Annotated in this window: 28 protein-coding genes; 20 read left to right on the top strand and 8 right to left on the bottom strand. The window is 37.2% G+C overall.

Going from position 1 to position 25,114, the window contains the following annotated elements; all coding sequences use genetic code 11:
• Positions 1-18: 18 nt before the first annotated feature.
• A complete protein-coding gene (locus ACWM35_RS02540; RefSeq protein ID WP_454815165.1) occupies positions 19-291 on the top strand; it encodes a UPF0223 family protein in 273 nt (90 codons plus the stop codon).
• A gap of 31 nt (positions 292-322) precedes the next feature.
• Here the strand turns inward: ACWM35_RS02540 and ACWM35_RS02535 are convergent, their stop codons facing one another.
• The gene (locus ACWM35_RS02535; RefSeq protein ID WP_454815163.1) at positions 323-955 is read right to left on the bottom strand and encodes a YktB family protein; all 633 of its coding nucleotides are present in this window, start codon (positions 953-955) and stop codon (positions 323-325) included.
• Positions 956-1,132: 177 nt separating this feature from the next.
• Between ACWM35_RS02535 and ACWM35_RS02530 the strand changes: the two genes are divergently transcribed.
• Together ACWM35_RS02530 and ACWM35_RS02525 are read left to right on the top strand one after the other, a co-directional pair.
• A complete protein-coding gene (locus tag ACWM35_RS02530) occupies positions 1,133-1,327 on the top strand; it encodes a hypothetical protein (RefSeq protein ID WP_454815161.1) in 195 nt (64 codons plus the stop codon).
• A gap of 153 nt (positions 1,328-1,480) precedes the next feature.
• On the top strand, positions 1,481-2,281 hold the full coding sequence (locus tag ACWM35_RS02525; protein WP_454815818.1) for an inositol monophosphatase family protein: 801 nt from the start codon (positions 1,481-1,483) through the stop codon (positions 2,279-2,281).
• Positions 2,282-2,317: 36 nt separating this feature from the next.
• Here ACWM35_RS02525 and ACWM35_RS02520 read toward each other — a convergent pair whose 3' ends face one another.
• Positions 2,318-2,494: a YlaF family protein gene (locus tag ACWM35_RS02520; protein WP_454815816.1), complete on the bottom strand. Its 177-nt coding sequence runs from the start codon at positions 2,492-2,494 to the stop codon at positions 2,318-2,320.
• A gap of 164 nt (positions 2,495-2,658) precedes the next feature.
• Here ACWM35_RS02520 and typA point away from each other — a divergent pair, with 164 nt between their 5' ends.
• Genes typA through ACWM35_RS02505 form a run of 3 tightly spaced genes read left to right on the top strand, consistent with a single transcriptional unit; the run spans position 2,659 to position 5,146 of the window.
• Positions 2,659-4,497 (top strand): translational GTPase TypA, encoded by a 1,839-nt coding sequence (gene typA, locus ACWM35_RS02515; RefSeq protein WP_454815159.1) that lies wholly within the window; start codon positions 2,659-2,661, stop codon positions 4,495-4,497.
• Between the two features lie 26 nt (positions 4,498-4,523).
• Positions 4,524-4,838 carry a YlaH-like family protein gene (locus ACWM35_RS02510; RefSeq protein WP_454815157.1) on the top strand — a complete coding sequence of 105 codons (315 nt, stop codon included), beginning with the start codon at positions 4,524-4,526 and terminating at the stop codon, positions 4,836-4,838.
• 14 nt (positions 4,839-4,852) lie between these two features.
• A complete protein-coding gene (locus ACWM35_RS02505) occupies positions 4,853-5,146 on the top strand; it encodes a hypothetical protein (RefSeq protein WP_454815155.1) in 294 nt (97 codons plus the stop codon).
• 303 nt (positions 5,147-5,449) lie between these two features.
• Here the strand turns inward: ACWM35_RS02505 and ACWM35_RS02500 are convergent, their stop codons facing one another.
• The gene (locus ACWM35_RS02500) at positions 5,450-5,650 is read right to left on the bottom strand and encodes a YlaI family protein (RefSeq protein WP_454815153.1); all 201 of its coding nucleotides are present in this window, start codon (positions 5,648-5,650) and stop codon (positions 5,450-5,452) included.
• A gap of 165 nt (positions 5,651-5,815) precedes the next feature.
• Here ACWM35_RS02500 and ACWM35_RS02495 point away from each other — a divergent pair, with 165 nt between their 5' ends.
• Positions 5,816-6,271 carry a pyridoxamine 5'-phosphate oxidase family protein gene (locus ACWM35_RS02495; RefSeq protein ID WP_454815151.1) on the top strand — a complete coding sequence of 152 codons (456 nt, stop codon included), beginning with the start codon at positions 5,816-5,818 and terminating at the stop codon, positions 6,269-6,271.
• Between the two features lie 79 nt (positions 6,272-6,350).
• Here ACWM35_RS02495 and ACWM35_RS02490 read toward each other — a convergent pair whose 3' ends face one another.
• The gene (locus tag ACWM35_RS02490) at positions 6,351-6,950 is read right to left on the bottom strand and encodes a YhcN/YlaJ family sporulation lipoprotein (RefSeq protein WP_454815149.1); all 600 of its coding nucleotides are present in this window, start codon (positions 6,948-6,950) and stop codon (positions 6,351-6,353) included.
• 201 nt (positions 6,951-7,151) lie between these two features.
• Here ACWM35_RS02490 and ACWM35_RS02485 point away from each other — a divergent pair, with 201 nt between their 5' ends.
• Positions 7,152-8,480, top strand: coding sequence for a PhoH family protein (locus ACWM35_RS02485; RefSeq protein ID WP_454815147.1), 1,329 nt, complete (start codon positions 7,152-7,154; stop codon positions 8,478-8,480).
• Between the two features lie 62 nt (positions 8,481-8,542).
• On the opposite strand, the gene ACWM35_RS02480 is transcribed toward ACWM35_RS02485, so the two are convergent.
• The gene (locus tag ACWM35_RS02480; protein ID WP_454815145.1) at positions 8,543-9,040 is read right to left on the bottom strand and encodes a peptidyl-prolyl cis-trans isomerase; all 498 of its coding nucleotides are present in this window, start codon (positions 9,038-9,040) and stop codon (positions 8,543-8,545) included.
• A gap of 163 nt (positions 9,041-9,203) precedes the next feature.
• Between ACWM35_RS02480 and ACWM35_RS02475 the strand changes: the two genes are divergently transcribed.
• From ACWM35_RS02475 to pyc, 3 genes are all read left to right on the top strand, one after another.
• A complete protein-coding gene (locus tag ACWM35_RS02475; protein ID WP_454815144.1) occupies positions 9,204-9,488 on the top strand; it encodes a YlaN family protein in 285 nt (94 codons plus the stop codon).
• 172 nt (positions 9,489-9,660) lie between these two features.
• The gene (locus tag ACWM35_RS02470; RefSeq protein ID WP_454815142.1) at positions 9,661-10,863 is read left to right on the top strand and encodes an FtsW/RodA/SpoVE family cell cycle protein; all 1,203 of its coding nucleotides are present in this window, start codon (positions 9,661-9,663) and stop codon (positions 10,861-10,863) included.
• A gap of 64 nt (positions 10,864-10,927) precedes the next feature.
• The gene (pyc, locus tag ACWM35_RS02465) at positions 10,928-14,368 is read left to right on the top strand and encodes a pyruvate carboxylase (RefSeq protein WP_454815140.1); all 3,441 of its coding nucleotides are present in this window, start codon (positions 10,928-10,930) and stop codon (positions 14,366-14,368) included.
• A 35-nt stretch (positions 14,369-14,403) separates the two neighbouring features.
• Here pyc and ACWM35_RS02460 read toward each other — a convergent pair whose 3' ends face one another.
• A complete protein-coding gene (locus ACWM35_RS02460) occupies positions 14,404-15,315 on the bottom strand; it encodes a COX15/CtaA family protein (protein WP_454815138.1) in 912 nt (303 codons plus the stop codon).
• Positions 15,316-15,870: 555 nt separating this feature from the next.
• Between ACWM35_RS02460 and cyoE the strand changes: the two genes are divergently transcribed.
• The 7 genes from cyoE (at position 15,871) to ACWM35_RS02425 (ending at position 22,457) form a co-directional block, all read left to right on the top strand.
• A complete protein-coding gene (gene cyoE, locus ACWM35_RS02455) occupies positions 15,871-16,809 on the top strand; it encodes a heme o synthase (RefSeq protein ID WP_454815136.1) in 939 nt (312 codons plus the stop codon).
• A gap of 122 nt (positions 16,810-16,931) precedes the next feature.
• Entirely contained in the window at positions 16,932-17,990 is a 1,059-nt protein-coding gene (gene coxB / locus ACWM35_RS02450) for a cytochrome c oxidase subunit II (RefSeq protein WP_454815134.1), read from the top strand.
• A 32-nt stretch (positions 17,991-18,022) separates the two neighbouring features.
• Positions 18,023-19,894 (top strand): cytochrome c oxidase subunit I, encoded by a 1,872-nt coding sequence (gene ctaD, locus ACWM35_RS02445; protein ID WP_454815132.1) that lies wholly within the window; start codon positions 18,023-18,025, stop codon positions 19,892-19,894.
• Positions 19,894-20,523, top strand: a complete 630-nt coding sequence (locus ACWM35_RS02440) for a cytochrome (ubi)quinol oxidase subunit III (RefSeq protein WP_454815130.1) — start codon at positions 19,894-19,896, stop codon at positions 20,521-20,523. Before ctaD ends, ACWM35_RS02440 begins: the two co-directional genes overlap by 1 nt.
• Before the next feature lie 4 nt (positions 20,524-20,527).
• The gene (ctaF, locus tag ACWM35_RS02435; protein WP_454815128.1) at positions 20,528-20,863 is read left to right on the top strand and encodes a cytochrome c oxidase subunit IVB; all 336 of its coding nucleotides are present in this window, start codon (positions 20,528-20,530) and stop codon (positions 20,861-20,863) included.
• Between the two features lie 128 nt (positions 20,864-20,991).
• Positions 20,992-21,897: a cytochrome c oxidase assembly factor CtaG gene (gene ctaG / locus ACWM35_RS02430; protein WP_454815126.1), complete on the top strand. Its 906-nt coding sequence runs from the start codon at positions 20,992-20,994 to the stop codon at positions 21,895-21,897.
• Positions 21,898-21,992: 95 nt separating this feature from the next.
• On the top strand, positions 21,993-22,457 hold the full coding sequence (locus ACWM35_RS02425; RefSeq protein ID WP_454815125.1) for a DUF420 domain-containing protein: 465 nt from the start codon (positions 21,993-21,995) through the stop codon (positions 22,455-22,457).
• Between the two features lie 52 nt (positions 22,458-22,509).
• Here ACWM35_RS02425 and ACWM35_RS02420 read toward each other — a convergent pair whose 3' ends face one another.
• A complete protein-coding gene (locus ACWM35_RS02420) occupies positions 22,510-22,869 on the bottom strand; it encodes a YugN family protein (protein ID WP_454815123.1) in 360 nt (119 codons plus the stop codon).
• A 183-nt stretch (positions 22,870-23,052) separates the two neighbouring features.
• Here ACWM35_RS02420 and ACWM35_RS02415 point away from each other — a divergent pair, with 183 nt between their 5' ends.
• Both ACWM35_RS02415 and ACWM35_RS02410 read left to right on the top strand, forming a co-directional pair.
• Complete coding sequence (locus tag ACWM35_RS02415) at positions 23,053-23,487, top strand: CBS domain-containing protein (protein WP_454815121.1); 435 nt, start codon at positions 23,053-23,055, stop codon at positions 23,485-23,487.
• Between the two features lie 272 nt (positions 23,488-23,759).
• On the top strand, positions 23,760-24,713 hold the full coding sequence (locus tag ACWM35_RS02410; protein WP_454815119.1) for a CAP domain-containing protein: 954 nt from the start codon (positions 23,760-23,762) through the stop codon (positions 24,711-24,713).
• A gap of 30 nt (positions 24,714-24,743) precedes the next feature.
• Here the strand turns inward: ACWM35_RS02410 and ACWM35_RS02405 are convergent, their stop codons facing one another.
• Entirely contained in the window at positions 24,744-25,112 is a 369-nt protein-coding gene (locus ACWM35_RS02405) for a hypothetical protein (RefSeq protein ID WP_454815117.1), read from the bottom strand.
• Between the last annotated feature and the right edge of the window lie 2 nt (positions 25,113-25,114).

Here is a 25,114-nt window from a genome sequence, read left to right as displayed (position 1 = left end):
TAGTGAGCAGGTGAAATTTTGGAATATCAGTACCCAATTGATTATCATTGGTCAACCGATGAAATCGTTGATGTCATTAAATACTATGAAGCAATTGAAAAAGCCTATGAAAAAGGCATCGATCGTGATGAACTAATGAACATCTATCGCCGTTTTAAAGAAATTGTTCCAAGCAAAGCAGAAGAAAAAACAATTTGTGGCGAATTTGAAGAAATTAGTGGTTATTCCTCCTATAGGGCAATAAAAAAAGCAAAAGAAACTGCCTCTGGTGAGAAGATCATAATGAAGTAGAAAAAAGCTCCAGGTTCTCTGGAGCTTTTTTCTATTTGATATTTAAAGCCATTTTGTATAGAGGTGCTACTTTATTAAATACCTCATTTATTTGTTGAAGCAAATCGTCTGCACTCATCTCTAATACTTTTTCCCGACTTATTTCATATCCGCACAATAACTCTGCTTTCTTTACTTTTTCCAATCGCTCTAACATGCTTTTAAGATCCTCTTTTTTTAGCTGCCCATGTTGATAGGATTCTGTCTTAGTGTGGTCAAGAGACCAAGCAAATTCCTTTGGTATTTCTTTATAAATTTTTGATATTTTTTTTGAGAGCCGTACCGCAATCTCTTGTTTTTGCGGTGCCTCATAAATAACAGCAAACCAGATAAATAGATGAGTTTCCCAAAGTCCAATTTGGAAATGGGGCATCATTTTGTAACCCCTTGGATTATTTGCAAACGCAACCCAAGTATCTTTTGGTGGATTAATGGTTCTTCTCGCATGTTTAGCCACATGAACAAACATTTCATCGCCGGTCAAGGTCGATAAAGTGGGGGCAAAATATTCCCCAAGGCTTTCTAGTTTTGGGCGAATCCTTTCTTTTAACGCATCCATTCTTGGTTCTAAACCATCTATTTGAAAAACTTCGAAATCAATATTGGTGAATCCTTGAAATTCCATAAAAAGTCCTCCTGCCGAACATTTTTATTTATTGTAGCATATTGTCGGAATTTGAATAAGTTTAATGCCTATCTAGGTTAACACACAAATTTGTTGCAACCTTACATAGTGGCTCATATTATATCAGTAAAAATAGTCTGAAAAATAAGTTAATAACGATTGAAAGGAGAGCGTAAAATGAAACAAGTCATGAATACGTCCTTAAAAAAAGTTGGCGAGAAAGAAAGAAAGGCAGTCTTAAGATTAGAAATGGATTATGAATTAGCAACGCTATTTGAGGCGATCGAAGAAAAAAATGAAAAGAAAATGAAGGAATGTAAACAAAAATTAGAGAAAATTCGCCTAGAATTAGTGCGATTAAAGGCTCTTTAGAAATAATCTTCAAAGGTGATACTTTTGGGAATGATACGAAATAGATTATTTTATGAGATAATATAGAACGAACTCTGGAAATATTGGAGAGAGTTCGTTTATTATTTTATTTAGATACATAAAATGGATGATTATAGAAAATATTGGAGGGAAATTATGGACTGGGAATACATTGAACTTCTTGCAAAGCAATGGGTAATTGAGGCAGGGGAGAAAATCCGAAGTTCGTTTCATCAAACCTTAAATATTCAGACAAAATCAAATCCAAATGATCTAGTTACGAATATTGATAAGGAAATTGAACAGTTTTTTATTAATAAAATTAGAACCACTTTTCCAGCCCATAAAATATTAGGGGAAGAGGGATTAGGCGATGAACTAGAGGATCTTGACGGCATTGTTTGGATCATTGATCCGATTGATGGGACCATGAATTTCGTTCATCAACAGCGGAACTTTGCAATTTCCCTTGGTATTTATGAAGAAGGGAAAGGTAAAATTGGAATCATATATGATGTAGCCCACAACGAATTATACCATGCCATTAAAGATAAAGGGGCTTTTATGAATGATGTTAGGCTTCCTATATTAAAGGAAACTACGGTAAAAGAATCGATTATAGCTTTGAATGCAACTTGGGTGATGGAAAATCATCGTATTGATCACAATTTGATGATCCCGTTAGTTAAAGAAGCAAGGGGAACTAGATCTTATGGGTCGGCCGCACTTGAAATGGTGTTTGTAGCAACTGGCCGGGTAGATGCGTATATCTCGATGCGGTTATCACCATGGGATTATGCGGGAGGTGCTGTTATTATTGAGGAATTAGGAGGGGTAACCTCGAACTTAAGAGGTGAAAAGCTCGACTATATATCGAAAGATTCACTTCTCGTTGCCAAACCTGGCTTACACCAAACAATCATGAAGGATTATTTAAAAGATGGGAAATGGTAAGAAGCCTGATTGTCTCAGGCTTCTTTTAAGTATGATTTATAATTCTCCGTTCGCTCGCATTTTTGCTTTTGTTTTAAAACCCATTCCCATCACAACGATAACGGCAAGGATACAACCGATAATCCCGGTAACACTCTTTTCTCCAATTGCTACACCAATTCCCATAATTCCACAGGCTGCAAGAATCGAATAGACAACGAAAATCCACTTGATTTGATTCTTCAGATAAATCCCCTCCCCGAGAAAACAAATATAATAATTTCATTCTATATAAAAACCTTATAGGTTTCCACTTTAATTATGGTATAATGTTTTAGTTGTAAATGGGAAACTATATATAGCTTGAATTTTTTTAAATAGAGGTAGGAGTGAATCTTTTGAAGATAAGAGAAGATATTCGCAATATTGCAATCATCGCCCACGTAGACCATGGAAAAACTACTTTGGTCGACCAATTATTGAAACAGTCAGGAACTTTCCGTTCAAATGAGCATGTTGAAGAACGTGCAATGGATTCAAATGACCTAGAGAGAGAACGTGGAATTACGATTCTTGCAAAGAACACAGCGATTCAATATAAAGATACAAGAATCAACATTTTAGACACACCAGGACACGCTGATTTCGGCGGTGAAGTGGAACGGATTATGAAAATGGTTGATGGTGTTTTACTTGTCGTTGATGCCTATGAGGGTACAATGCCACAAACACGTTTTGTTCTAAAGAAGGCACTAGAGCAAAATTTAACTCCGATTGTCGTTGTCAATAAAATTGACCGGGACTTTGCACGTCCAGCAGAAGTCATTGATGAGGTCATTGATTTGTTTATTGAGCTGGATGCAACAGAAGATCAGCTTGAATTTCCTGTCATTTATGCTTCTGCTATCAATGGTACTGCAAGTGTTGATGCTGAAAAGCAGGATGAAAACATGCAATGTTTATATGATGCGATTGTAGAGCACATCCCAGCACCAGTTGATAACCATGAGGAGCCACTTCAATTCCAGGTTGCCTTACTTGATTATAATGATTATGTTGGTAGAATTGGGATTGGAAGGGTATTCCGGGGCACAATGAAGGTTGGCCAGCAGGTTGCCTTGATGAAACTGGATGGTTCTGTTAAACAATTCCGTGTTACCAAAATTTTTGGCTTCTTCGGATTAAAGCGCCAAGAAATTCAGGAAGCAAAAGCAGGAGATTTGATTGCCGTTTCAGGAATGGAAGATATCAACGTCGGTGAAACCGTTTGTCCAGTTGAGCATCAAGAGGCACTGCCTGTTCTAAGAATTGATGAACCAACCCTGCAAATGACTTTCGCTGTAAACAATAGCCCGTTTGCAGGTAGAGAAGGAAAATATTTAACTTCAAGAAAAATTGAAGAAAGATTACATGCACAATTACAAACAGATGTAAGCTTGCGAGTTGATAATACTGATTCGCCTGACGCTTGGATTGTTTCAGGGCGTGGTGAATTACATTTATCCATCTTAATTGAAAATATGCGTCGTGAAGGCTACGAGCTTCAAGTGTCAAAACCAGAAGTAATTGTAAAAGAGGTTGACGGTATTCGCTGTGAACCAGTAGAAAGAGTTCAAATTGATGTTCCTGAAGAACATACTGGTGCGGTAATGGAATCTATTGGTGCCCGTAAAGGTGAAATGATTGATATGATCAACAATGGTTCTGGTCAAGTTCGCTTAATCTTTAATGTTCCAGCAAGGGGATTAATTGGCTATACGACTGAGTTCTTAACGATGACGCGAGGGTATGGAATTATCAACCATACATTCGATAGTTATCAGCCAATGCTTCAAGGCCAAGTAGGTGGAAGACGTCAAGGTGTCCTTGTTTCTATGGAATCAGGTAAAGCATCTACTTACGGGATTATGCAGGTTGAAGATCGCGGAACCATTTTCGTTGATCCGGGAACTGAAATTTATGAAGGCATGATTGTTGGTGAACACACTCGTGAAAATGATATCACCGTTAATATTACCAAAGTAAAACAGGCAACCAATATCCGTTCAGCAAACAAAGACCAAACCTCGGTTATTAAAAAGCCAAGAATAATGACTTTAGAGGAGTCTTTAGAGTATCTTAACGATGATGAGTTCTGTGAAGTAACACCTGAATCCATTCGTTTGCGTAAGAAAATCCTTGATAAAAATGAACGAGAAAGACAAGCGAAAAAGAAAAAATATGCAGAATTGAGCTAAGCTCTCGTGAGAGGAGGTTTTGCTAAGTGAATGTAGCGGAACGGCTTTCGTTTTTCCCTGCTCTGTATAATGTAACCGAACAGCCAAAATTAGGAATGTGGCTTCTCTATTTAACCATCGTCGCATTATCGATTTTGGTATATAAACTTGGTTTTGCAAAAAAGCTGCCACTTGGAAAAACGATTATTATTTACATTTTTTTAGCGGCTGGCAGTACAATCCTTACTTTATTAGGTATCTTTTTGCCGATTGCAGAGGGACTTGTTGTAGCTGCTTTAATCTTAATCATTTATAAAATTCGCTTACACCAATCGAAGAAACAGCAGGCTGAAGCAAAGTAACGGGGGATACAGAAATGAAATCGGTACAGGATGCACTTTATAATTGGCTTTCGATAAAGGTTGTATGTGATGCTCGTCCTGAGGATACGGCAGCGAGAGAAACGTTAGATCTGTTTGATGATATGATCATGAACGAATACCGTTTGACGAATATTGAAGTGACAACCGATGAGATGATGTACTATGTTTCATATATTCAGGGTGGAGAAACGAAAAAGACACGCTTTCCTCGTGAACTGATAGAGGTTATGCTCAACCAAATCAACGAAGAGCCTGATAAATATTGTAACTTCCCATTTGAAGACTAAGAAAAGCGGAAGCGCCCTGGTCAGCGGCGTATGGCCTCCTCGAAAAAGAAAAACGCTTTTCCTTCGTGCGATGCCAATGCTTACGATGCCTTCCTTTATGGAGCGCTCCAACTGAGATAAAGGAAACGCGAAGAGCGATAGCGCATTCGTGCTTGACTTATCGTAGGGCGGAGAGCGAAGGACACTAGCCGCTAGGGCGCTGGAGCTGGACAATTCTCAAATTTGAATTTTATACTTTCTTATCATAGAAAAGACCCGCATGTCATAAAAACATGCGGGTCTTTTGTTTAAGTAGCTGTTCTCTTACCAATTATCATCTTCAGAACGAGCGCGGTATAATCTAAAATTTCCACTGTCAAGTCTTGCCTTTGTTTTTTCAGATATTCGATTACTGCAGTCATGACACATATATGTATGGATTGGACGATTTCGAAGACGTTTTGCCTCCAAGGATTCATCTTCAATTGATTCAATTTTATCGCAGATCACGCATTTTACTCTCATCATACACCTCGAGTCCATTCTTTTACAGTTATATTATAGTATAACATTCTCTTCTGTGGAAGGTAACCAAATGTGTTTAAGTTGATGAAAAAAACAGATAATAGTAATATGAGAATATCTGTTTTTAAAATAGCATCATGGAAATGATTAAAGGGGTTGTATGGAATGGCAAATCAGGTTGAACCAAAGCTTATTCAGCCATTATTTGAAGAGCTGCAAAAGGAAAGGTTCGTTACATTAGCAACAATTGATTTTGAAACAGGAGGCCCAAATGTAAGTGCAATTTCTTGGGTATTAGCAAAAGATGAAGATACAATCTATTTTGCAGTAGATAATCGGTCAAGAATTATTCAGAATATTAATCAAAACAACAAAGTTGTATTAAATTTAATTGCTAATGAATCTACATACTCCATTCAAGGCGATGCCGCTCTTAAAGAAGAGAGACTAAAAGATGTACCACTAAAACTGGCGTTGATCGAGATTAGGATTAACGAGGTTAGAGATGTAATGTTCTATGGTTCTAAAATTGTCACAGAGCCACAGTACGACAAAACCTATGACAAGGCGGCAGCCGCAAGATTAGATACTCAAGTAATGGAAGCCATGAAAAAAGCTTAGTCGTTTGACTAAGCTTTTTTGGCTAGCTCCAGCGCCTAGGGTCATAAGCCCCTAGGCGCTGGAGCTTCCGCTTTTCTTTCTATTGTGGTTTTTTGTGCATATGCTCTTTTGATTCTTCTTCTTGTTTACGATCTAATGTCTTTTCTTCTTGTTGATTAAGCTGTTTCTTTGGTTCTTCGGGTGCTTTTGTTGGATTCGGGTCGATAATTTTAGCTGGAATTTCCGGCATTAATCGTCCGGCAACATCGGCTAACTCCTCCATGATTCCACGTATTGGTCTTCCCTTTTGAATATCAGCTGATATTTCCTTTAAGCGCTGATTAGTATCTGCATCAGCAATGACCACTGCCCTGGCACCATAGGGGTCGTTTTTCAAGCTTTCAGCGACTGAGTACTTAATCGAACCCACCTGTGAACGATCTACCTTGGAATTGACATCAATTCCAACGATTGCATACCTTCCGAGGACGACTGCCGTCGCATCGTTTACCTCTGGAATACTAGTTGCGAGTTCAACAAGACGTTTGGAAACCTGCTGACCGGTTTTACGATCGACATTTTCAATTTCGCTGTTCTTTACGTTTATTAAATTTTGCTTTTGATCATTTTGGGCAGTATTGGTGTTATTACATCCAATTAAAACTAAAATTAAGCCAATAATCATAAAAAACTTCTTCATTTAATATCCTCCTCCACAAAGAGTTGAAATAAACGAATAAAAAAGATTGTTATTTGTAATAGTCAACTTACATTTATTGTGCGGAAAACCTTCTATCTTTATTCGAATAAACATATATTTTACCAAAGTCGTTTCTAGCAAATAGGTTTGTCATCTATTCGGGGTACAAACCTAACAACTAGAAATAGTGGAGGCGTCGCTTTGAGTAAAATATACGTGTTAGATACAAACGTCTTATTACAAGACCCGTATTCCATATTCTCTTTCGAAGATAATGAAGTTGTCATACCAGCAGTTGTCCTAGAAGAAGTGGACTCAAAGAAAAGGTATATGGATGAAATAGGAAGAAATGCCCGGCATGTTTCAAGATTAATTGATGGCATGAGAGCCGCAGGAAAACTTCATGAGAAAATTCCGCTTGAAAATGGTGGAACCATTCGGATTGAGTTGAACCATCGAGCATTTCACGATTTACAGGACATTTTTATTGAAAAAACAAATGATAATCGAATTCTCGCAGTTGCAAAGAACTTATCTTCAGAGGAACTAATGAAGGAAAATGGTAAGCCTGTTATCTTAGTGAGCAAGGATGCTCTCGTGAGAGTGAAGGCTGATGCCATTGGATTAACAGCTGAGGACTTTTTAAGCGATCGAGTCGTCGAGGTTGATCATATTTACACAGGCTTTGTGGAGGTATTTCTCTCAGTAGAATTACTAGGGCGCTTTTATGAAAAAGGTGAACTGCTTCTATCGGAAATTTCAACACATTCATTTAATCCGAATCAATATTTAATCATGAAGGATTCACTTGGCGGTTCATCTTCAGCGTTAGGAATGGTGGACAAAACCAGGAAAAAAGTAAAGAAACTTGCCATCAATCAAGAACATGTTTGGGGAATTCATTCCAGAAATGTTCAGCAAACAATGGCCATTGAATTATTGCTGCGTAAAGATATTCCACTTGTCACCTTGATTGGGAAAGCTGGAACTGGAAAAACCCTACTTGCACTTGCAGCTGGTTTAATGTTGACTGAGGACTTTAGAGAATTTAAAAAACTTCTCGTGGCACGGCCAATTGTACCAGTAGGAAAAGATCTCGGTTTTTTACCTGGAGAAAAACAAGAAAAACTTAGACCATGGATGCAGCCGATTTATGATAATCTTGAATATTTATTTAATACAAAAAAGCCAGGGGAGTTAGATGCCATCCTTGCGGGTATGGGGTCGATCGAGGTTGAGGCCCTAACCTATATTCGCGGTAGGAGCTTACCAAAGCAATTTATCATCATTGATGAGGCACAAAATTTAACGAAGCATGAAGTAAAGACCATCTTAACCCGGGTGGGTGAGGGAAGTAAAATAGTCTTAATGGGGGATCCAGAGCAAATTGACCATCCATATCTTGATGCCTATAATAATGGTCTTACTTATGTAGTTGAGCGGTTTAAGGATCAGCTTGTTTCCGGACATGTTAAATTATTGAAGGGGGAAAGGTCTGGATTAGCAAGACTTGCAGCTGAGCTTCTCTAGCGGTAAGAAAGCAATGCGATAGCATTTAATAGGAAACGGGTACCAAAAGGGCACCCGTTGTCTTACTTTACGATGAACTCTCTCACGTTCTTTATCGGATTTCCTTTGTTTGAGCCATCTCCGAAATAAACATGAATAGGTCCGTCGCTAGTTAGAGGTTTTCCTGCATCAGAGAAAGCGAGAATAAGTTCTTTCGCTATATCGAGTGATATTTCATGTTCCTCATTAACCGTTTTTACAATCACTTTCTTTGCGTTTTGTTTAGGCTCAGCGTTTGTTAAGAATGGCTTAAAAGGAATTCCAAATGTGCCAGTTAAAACCTTTTCTTTTTCATATTTTTTTTCGGTCTTTAAAGTTGGCGGAAAAACGGCACCTTCAGTTATTTCACGATCCCAATGTTTTGAAACAGACCTTGTATAGGCTTCCAGCTCATCGGTTACTTCTTGTTGCTTAGAAAAAAAGGTAGTTAACTCAATTTTACGGTCATCGAAAATCCAAACACCTGGGTCAAGTGTAATGGAAAATTTCGTTTCTCCAGAAATTATTATGATGCTCTCCATCTTCCATTCCTCCAATTCTACACAATAAAAGTATAACCTGTATGATGGGGAATGTCATATTTGGACAATCATGGTATTCATTGCGTTAATGTTCTTGCAATTTTCACTAGTAAAAGGTAAAATTTATAGATAGATTGGTAATCGCTCTGAAATGGGGGGATCAATGTTGGCGTCTGAAATGGTTGTGAATCATCACGAAAAAGCATATGCCTTATTGCAGGCTGACGCTGAAAAGATATTAAAGCTTATTAAAGTGCAAATGGATAATCTCACGATGCCTCAATGCCCTCTTTATGAAGAGGTATTGGACACGCAAATGTTTGGGTTATCTAGAGAGATTGAATTTGCGGTTAGATTGGGCTTAATTGACGTCAAGGATGGCAAAGCGATCTTAGATAAATTAGAAAGAGAATTATCAGCGCTTCACGATGCATCCATAAGAAAATAACTAAAAAACTCAAACAATGTATCAGGGAGTTGTTTGAGTTTTTTATTATATTCCTTTTTCGGAATATTCTCTATTTAAAATCTTGATGTACAGTAACTTTTCCTCAAGAAATTCGTAGGATTTTCTATTATAATAGTAATAACGACAATTTTGAAATCGAGGAAGTTATTATATGATTAAGAAAATATTTAAGTCCTATGATTATTCGATCATCATTTCCATTATACTTTTAGCCCTATTTGGTATGGTCATGGTCTATAGTGCCAGCATAGCATCGTCTGTCCAAAGATATGATGTTCCAAGTGATTATTTTTACCAGAAACAAAAACTATATCTATTAGTTTCTGCGATTATTTTTGGTGTGACAGCATTATTCCCTTATAAAATAATGAAAAGTACGAAATTCTTACTACCAATGGTTGGTTTTTCTATCATTGCTCTCCTAGGACTTTTTGTTTTCGGACAAGTTAGAGGGAATGCCCAAAGTTGGTATGACTTAGGCTTTATTAGTATTCAACCCGCTGAATTTGTAAAAATTTCATTAATTATTTATCTATCTGCAGTTTATGCCAAAAAACAAGAATATATTAATAAATTTAATCATGGCGTCCTTCCTCCGTTAGCATACCTAGTAATTGTCTGTGGATTAATTGCTTTTCAACCAGACTTTGGGACAGCCATTATTATTTGCTTAATAGCTGGTACGATTATTCTTTCGTCAGGAATGAACTTCAAAAATATAATCAAGTTAATTTTACTTGGATTGATATTGATGTCACCAGTCATCCTTGCATTACAGGATGAAATTTTTTCCGATAAACGTAAGGACAGATTTTCCGTATTAAGTGATCCTTTTGCCGATGAACTAGGTTCAGGTTTTCATCTAGCAAACTCTTATATTGCCATCGGTTCTGGTGGAGTAAATGGGCTAGGACTAGGGAAGAGTGTTCAAAAGCTAGGTTATTTACCAGAGTCACATACGGACTTTATCATGGCAGTAATCGCCGAAGAACTTGGAGTTTGGGGAGTTAGTTTTGTCATTCTTACGCTAGGGTACATTGTCTTGCGAGGGATCTATCTTGGCTTGCGCTGTAAAGACCCTTTTGGCAGTTTATTAGCGATTGGAATCTCTAGTATGATTGGAATTCAGTCATTTATTAATCTTGCAGGTGTTTCGGGAATCATTCCGCTTACTGGTGTAACATTGCCATTTGTAAGTTATGGTGGATCATCGCTTCTTCAATTAGCAATTGCTTCAGGAATTCTCGTGAATGTTTCTATGTTTGTGAAATATGAAAGTAAATACAAAACAAAGCAGTCTGAGAAGGAAAAAAAGATAACCCTGCAAGAAGGAAATGTATATAAATTGCGTTGATAACGCGGGGAACAAAAATTCCCTGCGTTTTTTATAAAATAATAGAGAGAATGAGGTGCTTCTATTGGGGAAACAAATCAAAAAGGTTTTGGTAGCAAACAGAGGGGAAATTGCGATCCGTGTTTTTCGTGCTTGTACGGAGTTAAATATACGTACGGTAGCAATATATTCAAGAGAAGATTCAGGCTCTTATCACCGCTACAAAGCTGATGAAGCTTATTTAGTTGGAGAAGGAAAAAAACCTATAGATGCTTATTTAGATATAGATGGAATCATTGAAATCGCTAAATTCAGCGGTGCAGATGCCATTCATCCAGGCTATGGCTTCTTATCGGAAAATATTCATTTTGCAAGAAGATGTGAAGAAGAAGGAATTATTTTTATCGGACCGAAATCTAAACATTTAGATATGTTTGGTGACAAAGTTAAGGCAAGAAAGCAGGCAGAACTTGCCGGTATTCCAGTTATTCCGGGAAGTGATGGTCCAGTAAACGATTTAAGTGACGTACTAAATTTCGTCGAAACTCATAGCTTTCCAATAATTATTAAGGCTGCACTAGGCGGCGGCGGTCGAGGGATGAGAATTGTCAAAACGGAAGAGGAACTGAAAGAAGCTTTTGAACGGGCTAAATCGGAAGCAAAAGCAGCTTTTGGCAGTGATGAGGTTTATTTAGAAAAGCTTATTGAAAAACCTAAGCATATTGAGGTTCAAATTATTGGTGATGCTCATAAAAATATCGTTCATTTATTTGATAGGGATTGTTCCGTTCAACGACGACACCAAAAAGTTGTTGAAGTGGCGCCAAGCGTTTCAATTTCGGAGCAATTACGCGAGGAAATTTGTGCTGCTGCAGTTAAATTAATGGCAAATGTAGAATACCTAAATGCGGGAACAGTTGAGTTTCTTGTTTCAGGAAATGACTTTTACTTCATTGAAGTAAACCCGAGGATCCAGGTAGAGCATACTGTCACGGAAATGATCACAGGGATTGATATTGTACATACTCAGATATTAGTTGCTGAGGGTCAAGAACTTCATAGTCCGATTATCGGGATTCCAGCACAGGAAGATATCCGAATCAATGGCTTTGCGATTCAGTCACGTGTTACAACCGAAGATCCATTAAATAATTTTATGCCTGATACCGGTAAGATTATGGCTTATCGCTCCGGTGGGGGATTTGGAGTTCGTCTTGACGCTGGAAACGGATTCCAAGGAGCAGTTATTACCCCGTATTATGATTCTTTACTTGTGAAGCTTTCAACATGGGCATTAACATTTGAGCAAGCTGCATCCAAAATGGTCAGAAATTTACGAGAGTTTAGAATTCGTGGAATAAAAACAAATATCCCGTTTCTAGAGAATGTCGTTAAACACGAAAAGTTTCGAAAAGGAGAATATGATACCTCCTTTATTGATACAACACCGGAGCTATTCGTTTTTCCAGTTAGTAAAGATAGGGGCACGAAGATGCTCTCCTATATTGGAACGGTAACTGTGAATGGATTCCCTGGTATTGAAAAAAAGAAGCGACCAGTATTTACAAAACCTAGAATACCAAAATTAAAATATGACACGCCTTATCAATTTGGAACAAAACAAATTCTTGATCAAACCGGTCCTGATGGACTTGTGAGATGGATTAAAGAGCAAAGCCAGGTGTTGTTAACAGACACGACTTTTAGAGACGCCCATCAATCATTATTAGCTACAAGAGTAAGATCAACAGACATCTTGCATATTGCTGAGCCGACAGCCAAGCTTTTACCTGAATTATTTTCGTTTGAAATGTGGGGAGGAGCAACATTTGATGTCGCCTACCGCTTTTTAAAAGAGGATCCATGGGAAAGGCTGCGAATGCTTCGGAAAAAAATTCCGAATGTTCTGTTTCAAATGTTGATTCGTGGTTCAAATGCGGTTGGTTATAAAAATTACCCTGATAATCTTATTCGAGAATTTGTCGATCAATCAGCTAAAGAAGGAATTGATGTATTTAGAATCTTTGATAGTTTAAACTGGGTAAAAGGAATGGAAGTGGCGATTGATGCTGTTCGTTCTTCCGGGAAAATTGCTGAGGCTTCTATCTGTTATACGGGAGATATTCTTGATACCACAAAAACAAAATATGATTTAACGTACTATAAATCCTTGGCTAAAGAGCTTGAAAATCAAGGTGCTCATATATTAGGGATTAAGGACATGGCAGGACTATTAAAACCAGAAGCGGCTTACCGTCTCATTTCAGAACTTAAAGAGTCGATTAATATACCAATCCATCTGCATACCCATGATACAAGCGGAAATGGAATCTTTACTTATTCACGTGCGATCGACGGTGGGGTAGATATTGTAGATGTAGCATTAAGTACAATGGCGGGACTTACCTCACAACCAAGTGCAAATTCACTTTACTATGCTCTTGATGGGAAGAGTAGGAGACCAAATATTAAAATTGACTCATTAGAGCAGCTCTCCTATTACTGGGAAGATGTCCGAAAATATTATCATGATTTTGAGTCAGGAATGATTGCTCCTCATTCTGAAGTATACCAGCACGAAATGCCAGGGGGACAATATAGTAATCTTCAGCAGCAGGCGAAGGGTGTAGGTCTTGGTGAGGACTGGGAACAGGTAAAAGAAATGTATGGACGAGTCAATCAAATGTTTGGCGATATAGTTAAGGTAACTCCTTCTTCAAAGGTAGTAGGCGATATGGCGCTATTTATGGTTCAAAATAACTTAACCGAAGCAGATGTGCTGGCAAGAGGTGAATCTCTAGACTTTCCAGACTCTGTTGTTGAAATGTTCCAAGGTTATTTAGGGCAGCCGTATCAAGGGTTCCCAGAAGAATTACAAAAAGTGATATTAAAAGGTAAAAAAGCTTTAGAAGTCCGGCCAGGTGAACTGCTAGAAGAGGTTAATTTCGATGGTTTAAGGAATGAACTCGAAAAAGAACTAGGGCGAAAGGTTACAAACTTAGAAATACTTTCCTATGCTCTTTATCCCAAGGTTTTTCAAGAGTATATAAATACGGTAGAACAGTTTGGAAATATTTCCTTCCTCGATACTCCAACATTCCTTTATGGATTAAGGCTCGGAGAAGAAATTGAAGTGGAAATTGAAACGGGGAAAACTCTTATAGTGAAGTTAGTTTCGATTGGTCAGCCACAAGCAGATGGGACACGTGTCGTTTATTTTGAATTAAACGGACAACCCCGTGAAGTTAATATTAAAGATGAAAGTATCAAATCAGCTGTAACAGCAAGATTAAAGGCTGATGCTAAAAATGAGCAGCATATCGCCGCGACAATGCCAGGTACTGTTGTTAAAGTTTTAGCTGAAAAAGGTGAAAAGATTGAACGAGGTGATCATTTAATGATTACAGAGGCAATGAAAATGGAAACAACTGTCCAAGCACCTTACTCAGGGATAGTTAAAGATATTCATGTAACGAGTGGGGATTCCATCCAAACTGGGGACCTGCTAATAGAACTTGAAAAGTAATATAAAAAAAGTTGCCGGATATTCGGCAACTTTTTTTAGCTTTGTTTATTTTTTCTTGATCTTGATAGTAACAATAGAAAATAACTAAGCATTCCAAAAAGACAAGTAATAAACAATGCATGGAACAGGGCGATATACAGATTTAAACGGGTGATAATAACAAATGCACCGGACATTACCTGTAATGAAACAAGTAAAAAAGCGACGATCCAGCCCCAATAGATAACTTTTTGATGTTTATAATGCTTGACCGCCAAATATGCAATATAGGCAATCCAAATAAATATGACCCCTGCTGCAGTACGATGGCCCATTTGTACCCACTCAAATAAATTACTTGGCAGTGCGAATGAGTCATTAATACATAACGGCCAATCTCGGCATATTAAGCTTGATTCCGTATGACGAACAAGTGCCCCGGTATAAATCACAAAATAACTAAAAATGGATACGGAAGTGATATGAAACCCCATTCGTTTGTCAATGATGAGTTTATCTGCTTCAAACTTTTTATCAATCTCAAAAATTAATAAGGTTAATAAAAACACAGCGGCAAAAGATATGAGAGAAATACCAAAATGCAGGGCAAGAACAAAATCAGATTGCTCCCAGATAACTGCAGCAGCCCCAATTAAACCTTGTAAAACTAAAAAGAAAAATGACAAAAATGAGAGGAATTTTGTTTCCCGGATATGCCCGATTACTTTCCAACTCCAAATAGATAGAATCAGAACCATGAAACCAACTGAACCAGAGACAAGCCTGTGGGCCAATTCGATTACTAGTTCTGGAGTTATCTCTGTAGGCATAAATTGTCCGTTACATAGGGGCCAGGATCTGCCACACCCCATTCCAGATTCCGTTTTTGTAACAAGTGCTCCACCTAACAAAACAAATATCATCCCAATAGTAGTGGCTACAGCTAGCCACTTTAAAGAGCGACGCAAGAAAATCACCTACTTAAATAATAAGTTCAATAATTTGTCAAAGAATATTCTTGACAGTATAATTAATAAAAAATGTTGGAACGGAATAAGCCCTTATCCATCATAACGAATTACTTTAAAAAAGAACAGAATTTATCCTTGGAAAAAAGGAAAGATGATAAAAAATAAGGGTGAATAAATAATTTTTGGTTTCCACTATTATTATAGTGAAAACGATTGAGGTTTAAAGGGAAATCTGTTAGAACTATAATTGGAGTCTTTTTCTCTCATCCATTATCTTCAAAAATTTGAGCCGTATCAATGTTTTTTTGTTTTTTAACTAGAATTTTAGGAAAAAATGTATTGTTTTTGGTGTCGGATTATGTTGGACACAATTTAGTCAAAAATTATTCGAAAAAAATTCACAAAAATGTTCGAAAGTGTGATTTAATATACAGAGAAAGTGTTATCTGAATCACGCCTTTTTTATTTAATTATGAGAATTTATCTAATAATGATAAACAATATTTAGTACGGTTTTTAGGAGATTGAAAATGGTTTTTAGGAGGGGAATAGATGTCCAATTCAAAGGTAATTGGTGATCCGTCAATTGAGAATGGGGCCTCAAGTCTCAATTCAACTTTAGAAAAAAGTTCAGTTTGGAAAGATTTCACAGCACTTATTAAAATTGGGATTGTGAATTCTAATATTATTACCACCTTTACAGGTATATGGCTAGCACTTCATTTCACTGGTCAAAGTTTTCTTGGTAATTTAGATATTGTTCTCCTTACCGTTGTTGGGTCATCCTTAATTATTGCGGGTTCCTGCAGTATTAATAATTATATTGATCGTGATATTGATCCTTTAATGGAAAGAACAAAAGCTAGGCCTACAGTAACAGGGAGAATCGAACCCTCTAAAGTACTTCTATTAGGTATTTTACTGATTGGTCTGGGTACAATGTGTTTATTGTTTACAACAATGACTGCAACGGTGATAGGACTGCTTGGAGTTTTTAGTTATGTCGTCCTCTATTCACTATGGTCGAAGCGGCAATTAGTTTCAAATACAATCATTGGCAGTGTATCCGGGGCTGTCCCACCGTTAATCGGCTGGGCAGCAGTAGATGGAAATCTTGATATGATTGCTTGGGCATTGTTCATTATCATGTTTATATGGCAGCCCCCGCATTTTTATGCCTTAGCGATGAGAAGGGTAGAAGAATATCGCGCAGCAGGTATTCCAATGCTCCCTGTTGTGAAAGGGTTTAAAACAACGAAGAAACACATTTTAATCTGGGTAGCACTTTTGTTGCCAACACCATTCTTACTTACTTCTTTAGGAATCCCATTTCTAATTCTGGCAACTGTTTTAAATATCGGTTGGCTCGTTTTAGGGATTTATGGATATAAGATCAAAGATGATATAAAGTGGGCAAAGTTAATGTTTGTGTACTCATTGCAATATTTAACTATTATTTTTGTAGCAATGGTTATTGTTACATTAGTTTAGCTTTGTCTGGATGTTCTTTCTTTGTTAAGGGGATTCTCTAATAAAGAAAGAACAATTCTACATACATTTTTGATCAAAACATAATTTAGAAATCAATATGCGAAAGAGGGGTTTGATTAAGCATGAAAAGGCTTGCAAAATGGCAGATGTTCTCGATGTTTGCTATTCTTATGCTCGTTCTATCAGGATGTGGTAAAGAGTACTTGTCGACGTTACAACCTGCTGGTGAAGTTGCAGACATGCAATACGATTTAATGAAATTAAGTACTTTTATTATGGTAGGAGTCATTTTAGTTGTTTCTATTATCTTTATTCTAGTACTTGTTAAGTTCAGAAGAAAAGATGATTCTATTCCAAAGCAAGTAGAAGGAAGCCACAAACTTGAAATTATTTGGACAACAATTCCTATCTTATTACTACTTATTCTTGCCGTTCCTACGGTTGCTGCTACCTTTAAACTTGCAGATGTAAAAGAAATGGATAAGAAGAATTCTGATGCACTTGTTATTAATGTACGCTCCAATCTATATTGGTGGGAATTTGAATATCCTAAGCAAGGAATTGTGACGGGTCAGGATTTAGTTGTACCTACAGATGAAAGAGTTTACTTTAGTTTGAAGTCTTCGGATGTAAAACACTCTTTCTGGGTTCCAGCAGTAGGTGGAAAGCTTGATACAAATACTGATAATGTTAATAAGTTCTGGCTGGAATTTGACAGCAAGAAGGCAGAAGAGGCCGGTGATTTATTCTATGGTAAGTGTGCTGAGCTATGTGGTCCTTCCCATGCGTTAATGGACTTTAAAGTTAAAACGATGAGTCGCGATAATTTTGATAATTGGGTTACAGCTATGAAGGATGTCAAAGAGCCGAAACAAGCTGAAACGGATTTGGCTCGTGAAGGTCAAGAAATCTTTAATCAAAGCTGTGTGAGCTGTCACGCTGTCACACCTTCAAATGAAACACCTGAGGCAGCCAGGATTGCTCCGAACTTAACGACCTTTGGTGAGCGTTCACGAATTGCTGGTGTTTTAGATCATAATGAAGAAGAATTAAAAAATTGGTTACGTACGCCTGAAAAATACAAACCAGGCAACTTAATGACCGGTAAGTATCCAGAGTTATCTGAAGATCAGCTTGATGCTTTAACAGAATACTTAATGGGCTTAAAAGTTCAGGAATAATAGGGGATATAGTTGAAAGGGAGGTAAAACGCGTGAGTACCTACGCTCAAAAAAAGGGATTTGGCGCAACAATATGGGATTATCTAACAACTGTTGACCATAAAAAAATCGCCATCCTATATCTTATTGCAGGTGGATTTTTCTTCGTAGTAGGCGGACTTGAAGCAGTCTTCATCCGCATCCAGCTTGCAGTGCCAAACAATGACTTTGTAAGTGCGGGTTTATTTAATGAAATTATTACAATGCATGGAACAACAATGATATTCCTTGCAGCGATGCCGCTTGTATTCGCCTTTATGAATGCGGTAATGCCATTACAGATTGGTGCACGTGATGTTGCGTTTCCATTTGTTAACGCATTAGGATTTTGGTTGTTCTTCTTCGGGGGAGTATTCTTAAATCTTTCATGGTTTTTTGATGGGGCACCTGATGCAGGTTGGACATCCTATGCATCACTAGCAATGGAATCGAAAGGTCACGGTGTCGATTTCTATGTCCTAGGTCTCCAGATTTCCGGTATAGGAACACTTATTGGTGGTATTAATTTCCTTGTCACGATCATAAATATGCGTGCACCTGGAATGACTTATATGAGAATGCCGTTATTTACTTGGTCAACTTTTGTTACTTCGGCACTAATTTTATTTGCTTTTCCACCATTAACAGTAGGTCTTGTATTAATGATGTTTGATCGTATGTTTGGTTCAAACTTCTTTGTTACAACAATGGGAGGAAACACCGTAATCTGGGAGCACTTATTCTGGATTTTTGGACACCCAGAAGTATACATTTTAGTACTTCCTGCCTTCGGTATTTTCTCAGAAATCTTTGCAATGTTCTCAAGAAAACGTCTATTCGGTTACTCTTCAATGGTATTTGCAACCGTATTAATTGGTTTCTTAGGATTCATGGTTTGGGCACACCATATGTTTACAACAGGACTAGGACCAGTTGCGAACGCCATTTTCGCTGTAGCTACAATGGCAATTGGTGTACCAACAGGAATTAAGATTTTTAACTGGTTATTAACGATGTGGGGTGGAAGTGTTAAATTTACAACTCCAATGCTCTATGCATTAGCTTTTATTCCATCTTTTATTGCTGGTGGAGTTACTGGTGTAATGCTTGCTTCTGCAGCAGCAGACTATCAATATCATGATACTTATTTTGTTGTAGCGCATTTCCATTACGTTATTGTCGGCGGTGTAGTTTTCGCAATTCTTGCAGGCACACATTTATATTGGCCGAAAATGTTTGGAACGATGTTAAATGATACTTTAGGAAAGATTACTTTCTGGTTATTCTTTATTGGTTTCCATATGACATTCTTTATCCAGCACTTCCTTGGTCTTTGGGGGATGCCGCGTCGTGTATTCACATACTTACCAGGTCAAGGGTTTGAGACGTCTAATTTAATTAGTTCCCTTGGTGCGGTATTTATGTCATTAGCAGTTATCGTCCTTCTTTACAATATTATTATGACATCTGTGAAAAATGTTAGAGTAGGCAACGACCCTTGGGGCGATGGCAGAACTCTTGAATGGTCGCTTCCATCACCACCACCATTCTACAACTTTAAGCAACTTCCGCTTGTTCGTGGATTAGATGCTTATTGGTTAGAAAAGATGGATGGTAAAAAAGGAATGACTCCAGCTGAGCCACTTGGAGATATTCATATGCCAAACGCATCATTTTTACCATTTGTGATTGCATTCGGTTTATTTGTAGCTGCTTTTGGTGCACTATTTAACATGGATGATAAAGCTTGGTCATTGCCAGTGATAATCATTGGATTATTAATTACCTTTGGGGCAATGTTCATGCGCTCTGTTAAGGATGACCATGGCTTCCATATCCATAAGGAAGAGTTAATGGATGAAGAGGATAAGGGGGTAAAGGCATAATGCACGCAGAAGAAAAATTTACTGTAGAGACATGGCCTGCTGAGCCTGAAAAAGCATCCCTTGAGGCAAAAAATAAATTTTTAGGCTTTTGGTTCTTCTTAGGGGGAGAGACAGTACTATTCGCTTCCCTATTTGCAACCTACCTTGCCTTAAAAGACAAGGTGCCTGATTCAACACATAAACTAGCAGCAGATTTATTTGATTTACCACTTACATTTGTAGCTACGATGCTGTTATTAACGAGCTCTTTAACAAGCGTATACGCTATGTATCATATGAAGAACTTCAATTTTAAGAAAATGATGACATGGTTAGGCATCACACTTGTTTTAGGTGCAGGTTTCTTAGGACTAGAGGTTTATGAATTTAACCACTATGTTCATGAATATCATCATACCTTTACTAGCAGTGCTTTCGGATCCGCTTTTTACACATTGGTTGGATTCCACGGAGGTCACGTTGCATTTGGTCTTGCATGGATTCTAACGTTAATGATTCGTAATTCAAAACGCGGATTGGACCTTTACAATGCTCCTAAGTTCTATGTAGCAAGCCTTTACTGGCACTTTATCGACGTTGTTTGGGTATTCATCTTTACTGTTGTATATTTAATGGGAATGGTGGGATAAACTGATGGCAAATACACAATTAAATTCAGGTAACCCAAGAGTTGACATTGAATATCGTCGCAAGAAAAATGCTGAAGAAATGAGACACCAAGTAATTACTTTTACCTTGATGATTTTCTTAACTTTAATTGCATTTGCGGCAGTAGCTGTAAAAGGTTTTACCTCGTGGTTTACAGTGCCTTTTATCTTCTTGTTAGCAGTAGTTCAGGTTGTATTTCAGCTTTACTATTTCATGCATATGAAACATAAAGGGCATGAAGCACCATCATTATTTTTATATTCAGGTTTACTAGTGGGATTAGTAACGATTCTTGCATTCGTTACAATCATTTGGTGGTAATCTAAATGAAAGAAAATCGGCTCGAAGCCGATTTTCTTTTTTAGGAAAGAATTTCATTTCTTTGCGTCGCGGATTGGCAAAGGTTATAATGACTATATGATTTATCTATTATTTTGAGGTGATATGCGGTGCTTACATTAGATATTTTTGGCTTTAAAGCACTTTGGAGCCCGTACTTCCTATTAACACTTATCGCATTAACAGTTGTCTATTTTTTAGTAACAGTTAAGTATCGTACCAGGTTTGCTGATAGTGAGACATTAACGAAGAAACAAGCTGGATTATTTATTCTAGCAATGATTCTAATCTATGCGATCAAAGGGTCGCCTCTTGATTTAATGGCTCATCTTATGTTCTATGTCCATATGACTCAAATGGCATTACTCGTGTTGGTAATTCCGCCTATTTTTATTTTTGGAATACCGGTTTGGATCTGGAGGAAAATCTTTAATCATAAATGGATCGAATCTTCATTCAAATTCTTAACCAAACCACTGATAGCCTTAATTGTTTTTAATGGTTTATTTTCCTTTTATCACATTCCGATGATATTTGACAGCGTAATGCAGAATTTTTGGTTGCATGCAGGCTATTCATTCTTACTATTTATTGTCGCTGTATTAATGTGGTGGCCGCTTATAAATCCTGTACCAGAACATCAAAGACTAAGTGGGCTTAAAAAAGTTGGATATATTTTTGCAGACGGAATCTTAATTACGCCAGCATGTGCCTTAATTATCTTTGCTCCAGATTCTATTTATGCCACTTATTCAAATCCTGAAATATGGGCAAATGTTATGAGCTTATGTGTTGGACCGGCTACGTTTGCAGGCTTAAACATATCAGGACCGGAGTTGTTTAGTTCAATGTCATTGGTTCACGACCAACAACTGGGTGGTGTATTAATGAAAATTATCCAGGAAATTGTCTATGGCGTTGTTTTAGGACATGTATTCTTTGAATGGTATCGTAAAGACCAGGCAGAAACAGAAAAAGAAATGAAACAAACGCTTAAGCCGACTCTGGTAAAATAATCTCCCATCCAAATGGGAGATTTTCTTTTAATTGAAATTGCAGTAAAAGTAAATTAAGATTATCATAGAATATTATTGAAGAGAGGATTTTTTTAATGAATTCCTTACCGATTTTACCAACAATAAGTACAACCTTCATTGCTTTAAGTGCCATTACGGTAGCGATTGGTTGGTGGCAGATCAAGCAAAGAAAAATTGAAGCACATAAAAAGACAATGTTCCTTGCTGCTATTTTTGCCCTGTTATTCTTTATTATTTATGCCTCAAGAACTGTTTTTATAGGGAATACGGCTTTTGGCGGCCCGGAGGATATAAAAATCTATTACACTTTATTTTTGATTTTTCATATTACATTAGCTACAACTGGGGCAATTTTTGGTATCGTTACTTTGTATACTGGCTATAAAAATAGTTTAAAAAGGCATAAAAAGCTTGGTCCGATTACAAGTGTTATCTGGTTTTTTACTGCTATTACTGGTATAGCTGTTTATTTATTATTGTATGTATTCTACCGTGGTGGAGAAACTACTTCTGTAATAAAAGCCATTTTAGGATTCTAAATGAAAAAAAACAAAGGCGTATGAAAATTAATTCATCCGCCTTTGTTTTGCTTTAAATTGCAAATTTTTCTACTTCTGTCTTAACTTCTTCAAGAATTTTCTTGCATTGATTTACTAATGAAGTAGGGAAGTTTTCGCCTTCACCGTATTCAACACCATGTGGATAGTAGTGTTTACCTAATAGTGGGGTCATCAGCTGGATGACAGCTTTATTTGCACCAACATCACCTTCAACAGCGTAGCCGCGTAGACGTAAGTAAAATACCCCTTCTTTTAACTCAAACTTACGATCATATGTAACTCGTTCATAGTCGCCTTGTTCTCCGCGATATAAACCTTGATCAAGCATCACTTCATCTAAACGGTTTAAATCAGCTTTAAATTTTTCAATTCCGATATTCTCGAATTTCACACTTAGTCCCTCCTATGAAAAATGCCTTACCCCTTATGTTTTTTACTGCAGGTTAGCAAGTTAAGTCAATTTAATAATAGTTGAAAATGTTTAAACTTGCAATGAATAGATGAGCGAATAAATTAAACCGAGATGGAAAACCTAAATTATTGTAAAAGACTATTCTATGTAGGGGGCGACTTAGTGGAAAAAATACGCGATATTATGACTGATGATGTTGAATGTTGTACTTTGTTGGATAATATATATGAAGTTGCGCTAAAAATGAAGGAATTAAATGTTGGTGCGATACCGATTGTAGATCAGGAAAAGATTGTTGGTATGATTACAGACCGCGATATTGTTATTAGAGGTGTAGCAGAAAAACATCCAGGATCAACTAAAGTAGAAGATATTATGAGCAGCAAATTGATTACGATTTCAGCTGATGCTTCAACGAAAGAAGCAGCTAAGCTAATGGCTGAGCACCAAATTCGCCGTTTACCAGTGGTTGAGGGTGATAAGCTTGTTGGTATCGTCTCACTTGGTGACTTTGCAATTAGAGAATTGACTGATGATCAAGCAAAAACGGCTCTTACCGAAATTTCAGAACCAAACTATAACGGAGTTCAACATTAACAAACAACAAAACAGATACAAATTGTATCTGTTTTGTTGTTTTAATATTACTGTTAAAAATAATATTCTTTATTACTACGAATGCTATAGGTGATATAATTATTTTATCTATAATATAAACATAGAAATAGTAATAGAGAGGGTGAAAGCCTCTGCGTTCTCTCATCAGAATTCTCATTTTATCAGCAGTTTTTGTAACCATTGGGTTTTACGCCACCGTAAACGAAAAGGATGATAGTGGTATCTTAATTAAAGATGACGCTGGATTAGAAATGAATCAATCGTTATCTCAGAAACAGAATAATAATATTCAAGGAGCCACACCTAATGAGCGGCCAAAAGAGGGTTTGGGTTTATTAATTGGCCAAGACGTTTCTATGTTAAAAAATGAATTTGGTGAGCCACAAAGAATTGATGCATCCTTTTATGGGTATCAATGGTATATATATAATCTCGATTATTCTCGTTATATTCAAGTTGGCGTCGATCATAATAATCAAATCGTAACACTATTTGCTGTTGGAGAGCAGATGAATGTAATGCCATTTAAAATTGGCCAGCCGGTTGAAGAAATCTTTAATAGTACTGATATTGAGATGAATATTGACATTGATCTTAATGGCAATTCCTATCGTTTTGAATTAAATGAGGCAGATTTTAATATGCGGCCGCTAGTCCGCCTCGGTGATGTCTATGTTCAGCTATACATCGATAAATTTACTGGTACGCTATCGAGCCTTCGTTTTTTGAATGCAGAGACCTTAATAAAACAACGTCCATACGAGCTCGTTTATAGGGGGAATCTGTTGGAGCCAGATGAGCCAAACGAAGAATTGTGGCGTAATATTGAGGAAGGTACAGAAAAAGAGATTCTCGATATTACGAACGTTTTAAGAATAAGGCATAATTTGGATCCATTGATTTGGGATGAGGAGACCTCCCAGGTTGCTCTTGGCCACAGTAAAGATATGTTTGAGAGTAAGGACTTTTCTCATACCTCAAAGAAATTTGGAAACCTCTCTGATCGCCTTGAGGCAGGAAAAGTGGTGTTTAAAGCGGCAGGAGAAAATATTGCAGCCAATTATACCGATGCTCCTGCTGCTGTAGAAGGATGGCTGAATAGTAATGGGCACAGGGAATCGTTGCTAAATGATGATTTTACCCACTTAGGTGTTGGTGTATATCAAAAGTATTATACTCAAAATTTCATACGGAAAGAAGAATAAAAAAGGAGACAATTATGTCTCCTTTTCATTTTAGCCCATTTTCGTGTTTATTTGTTGGTATTGATTAAAGTGGAAGTTGCTTCCTTCCCAATGACCATATATTCTAATGACATCCCCAATCGTAAATAAATCCATTTGGGTATTCTTTTGCAGTGGTGTAATTTTTTTTGCTTTTATTAACTTTGTTTCTGTCTGCAATTTTATTTCTTGAACAAATATATACCGGTGGTAATAAAAGCGTTGTCTTTCTTCCGTTATACTTTTAATCTCACCTGTGAGAATGGCATCTTCTCTTACTTCAGCGACTGCGAGCCATTTGTGATCATTTTCTCGCATCTCTTTTTTCGTCAACCAATAGAAATAAAGACATATGATCGGGATTAAAATCGCGGTAACCATTT

This window comes from Neobacillus sp. K501 (assembly GCF_053749995.1).
This window is presented reverse-complemented; position numbering and strand designations above follow the sequence as displayed.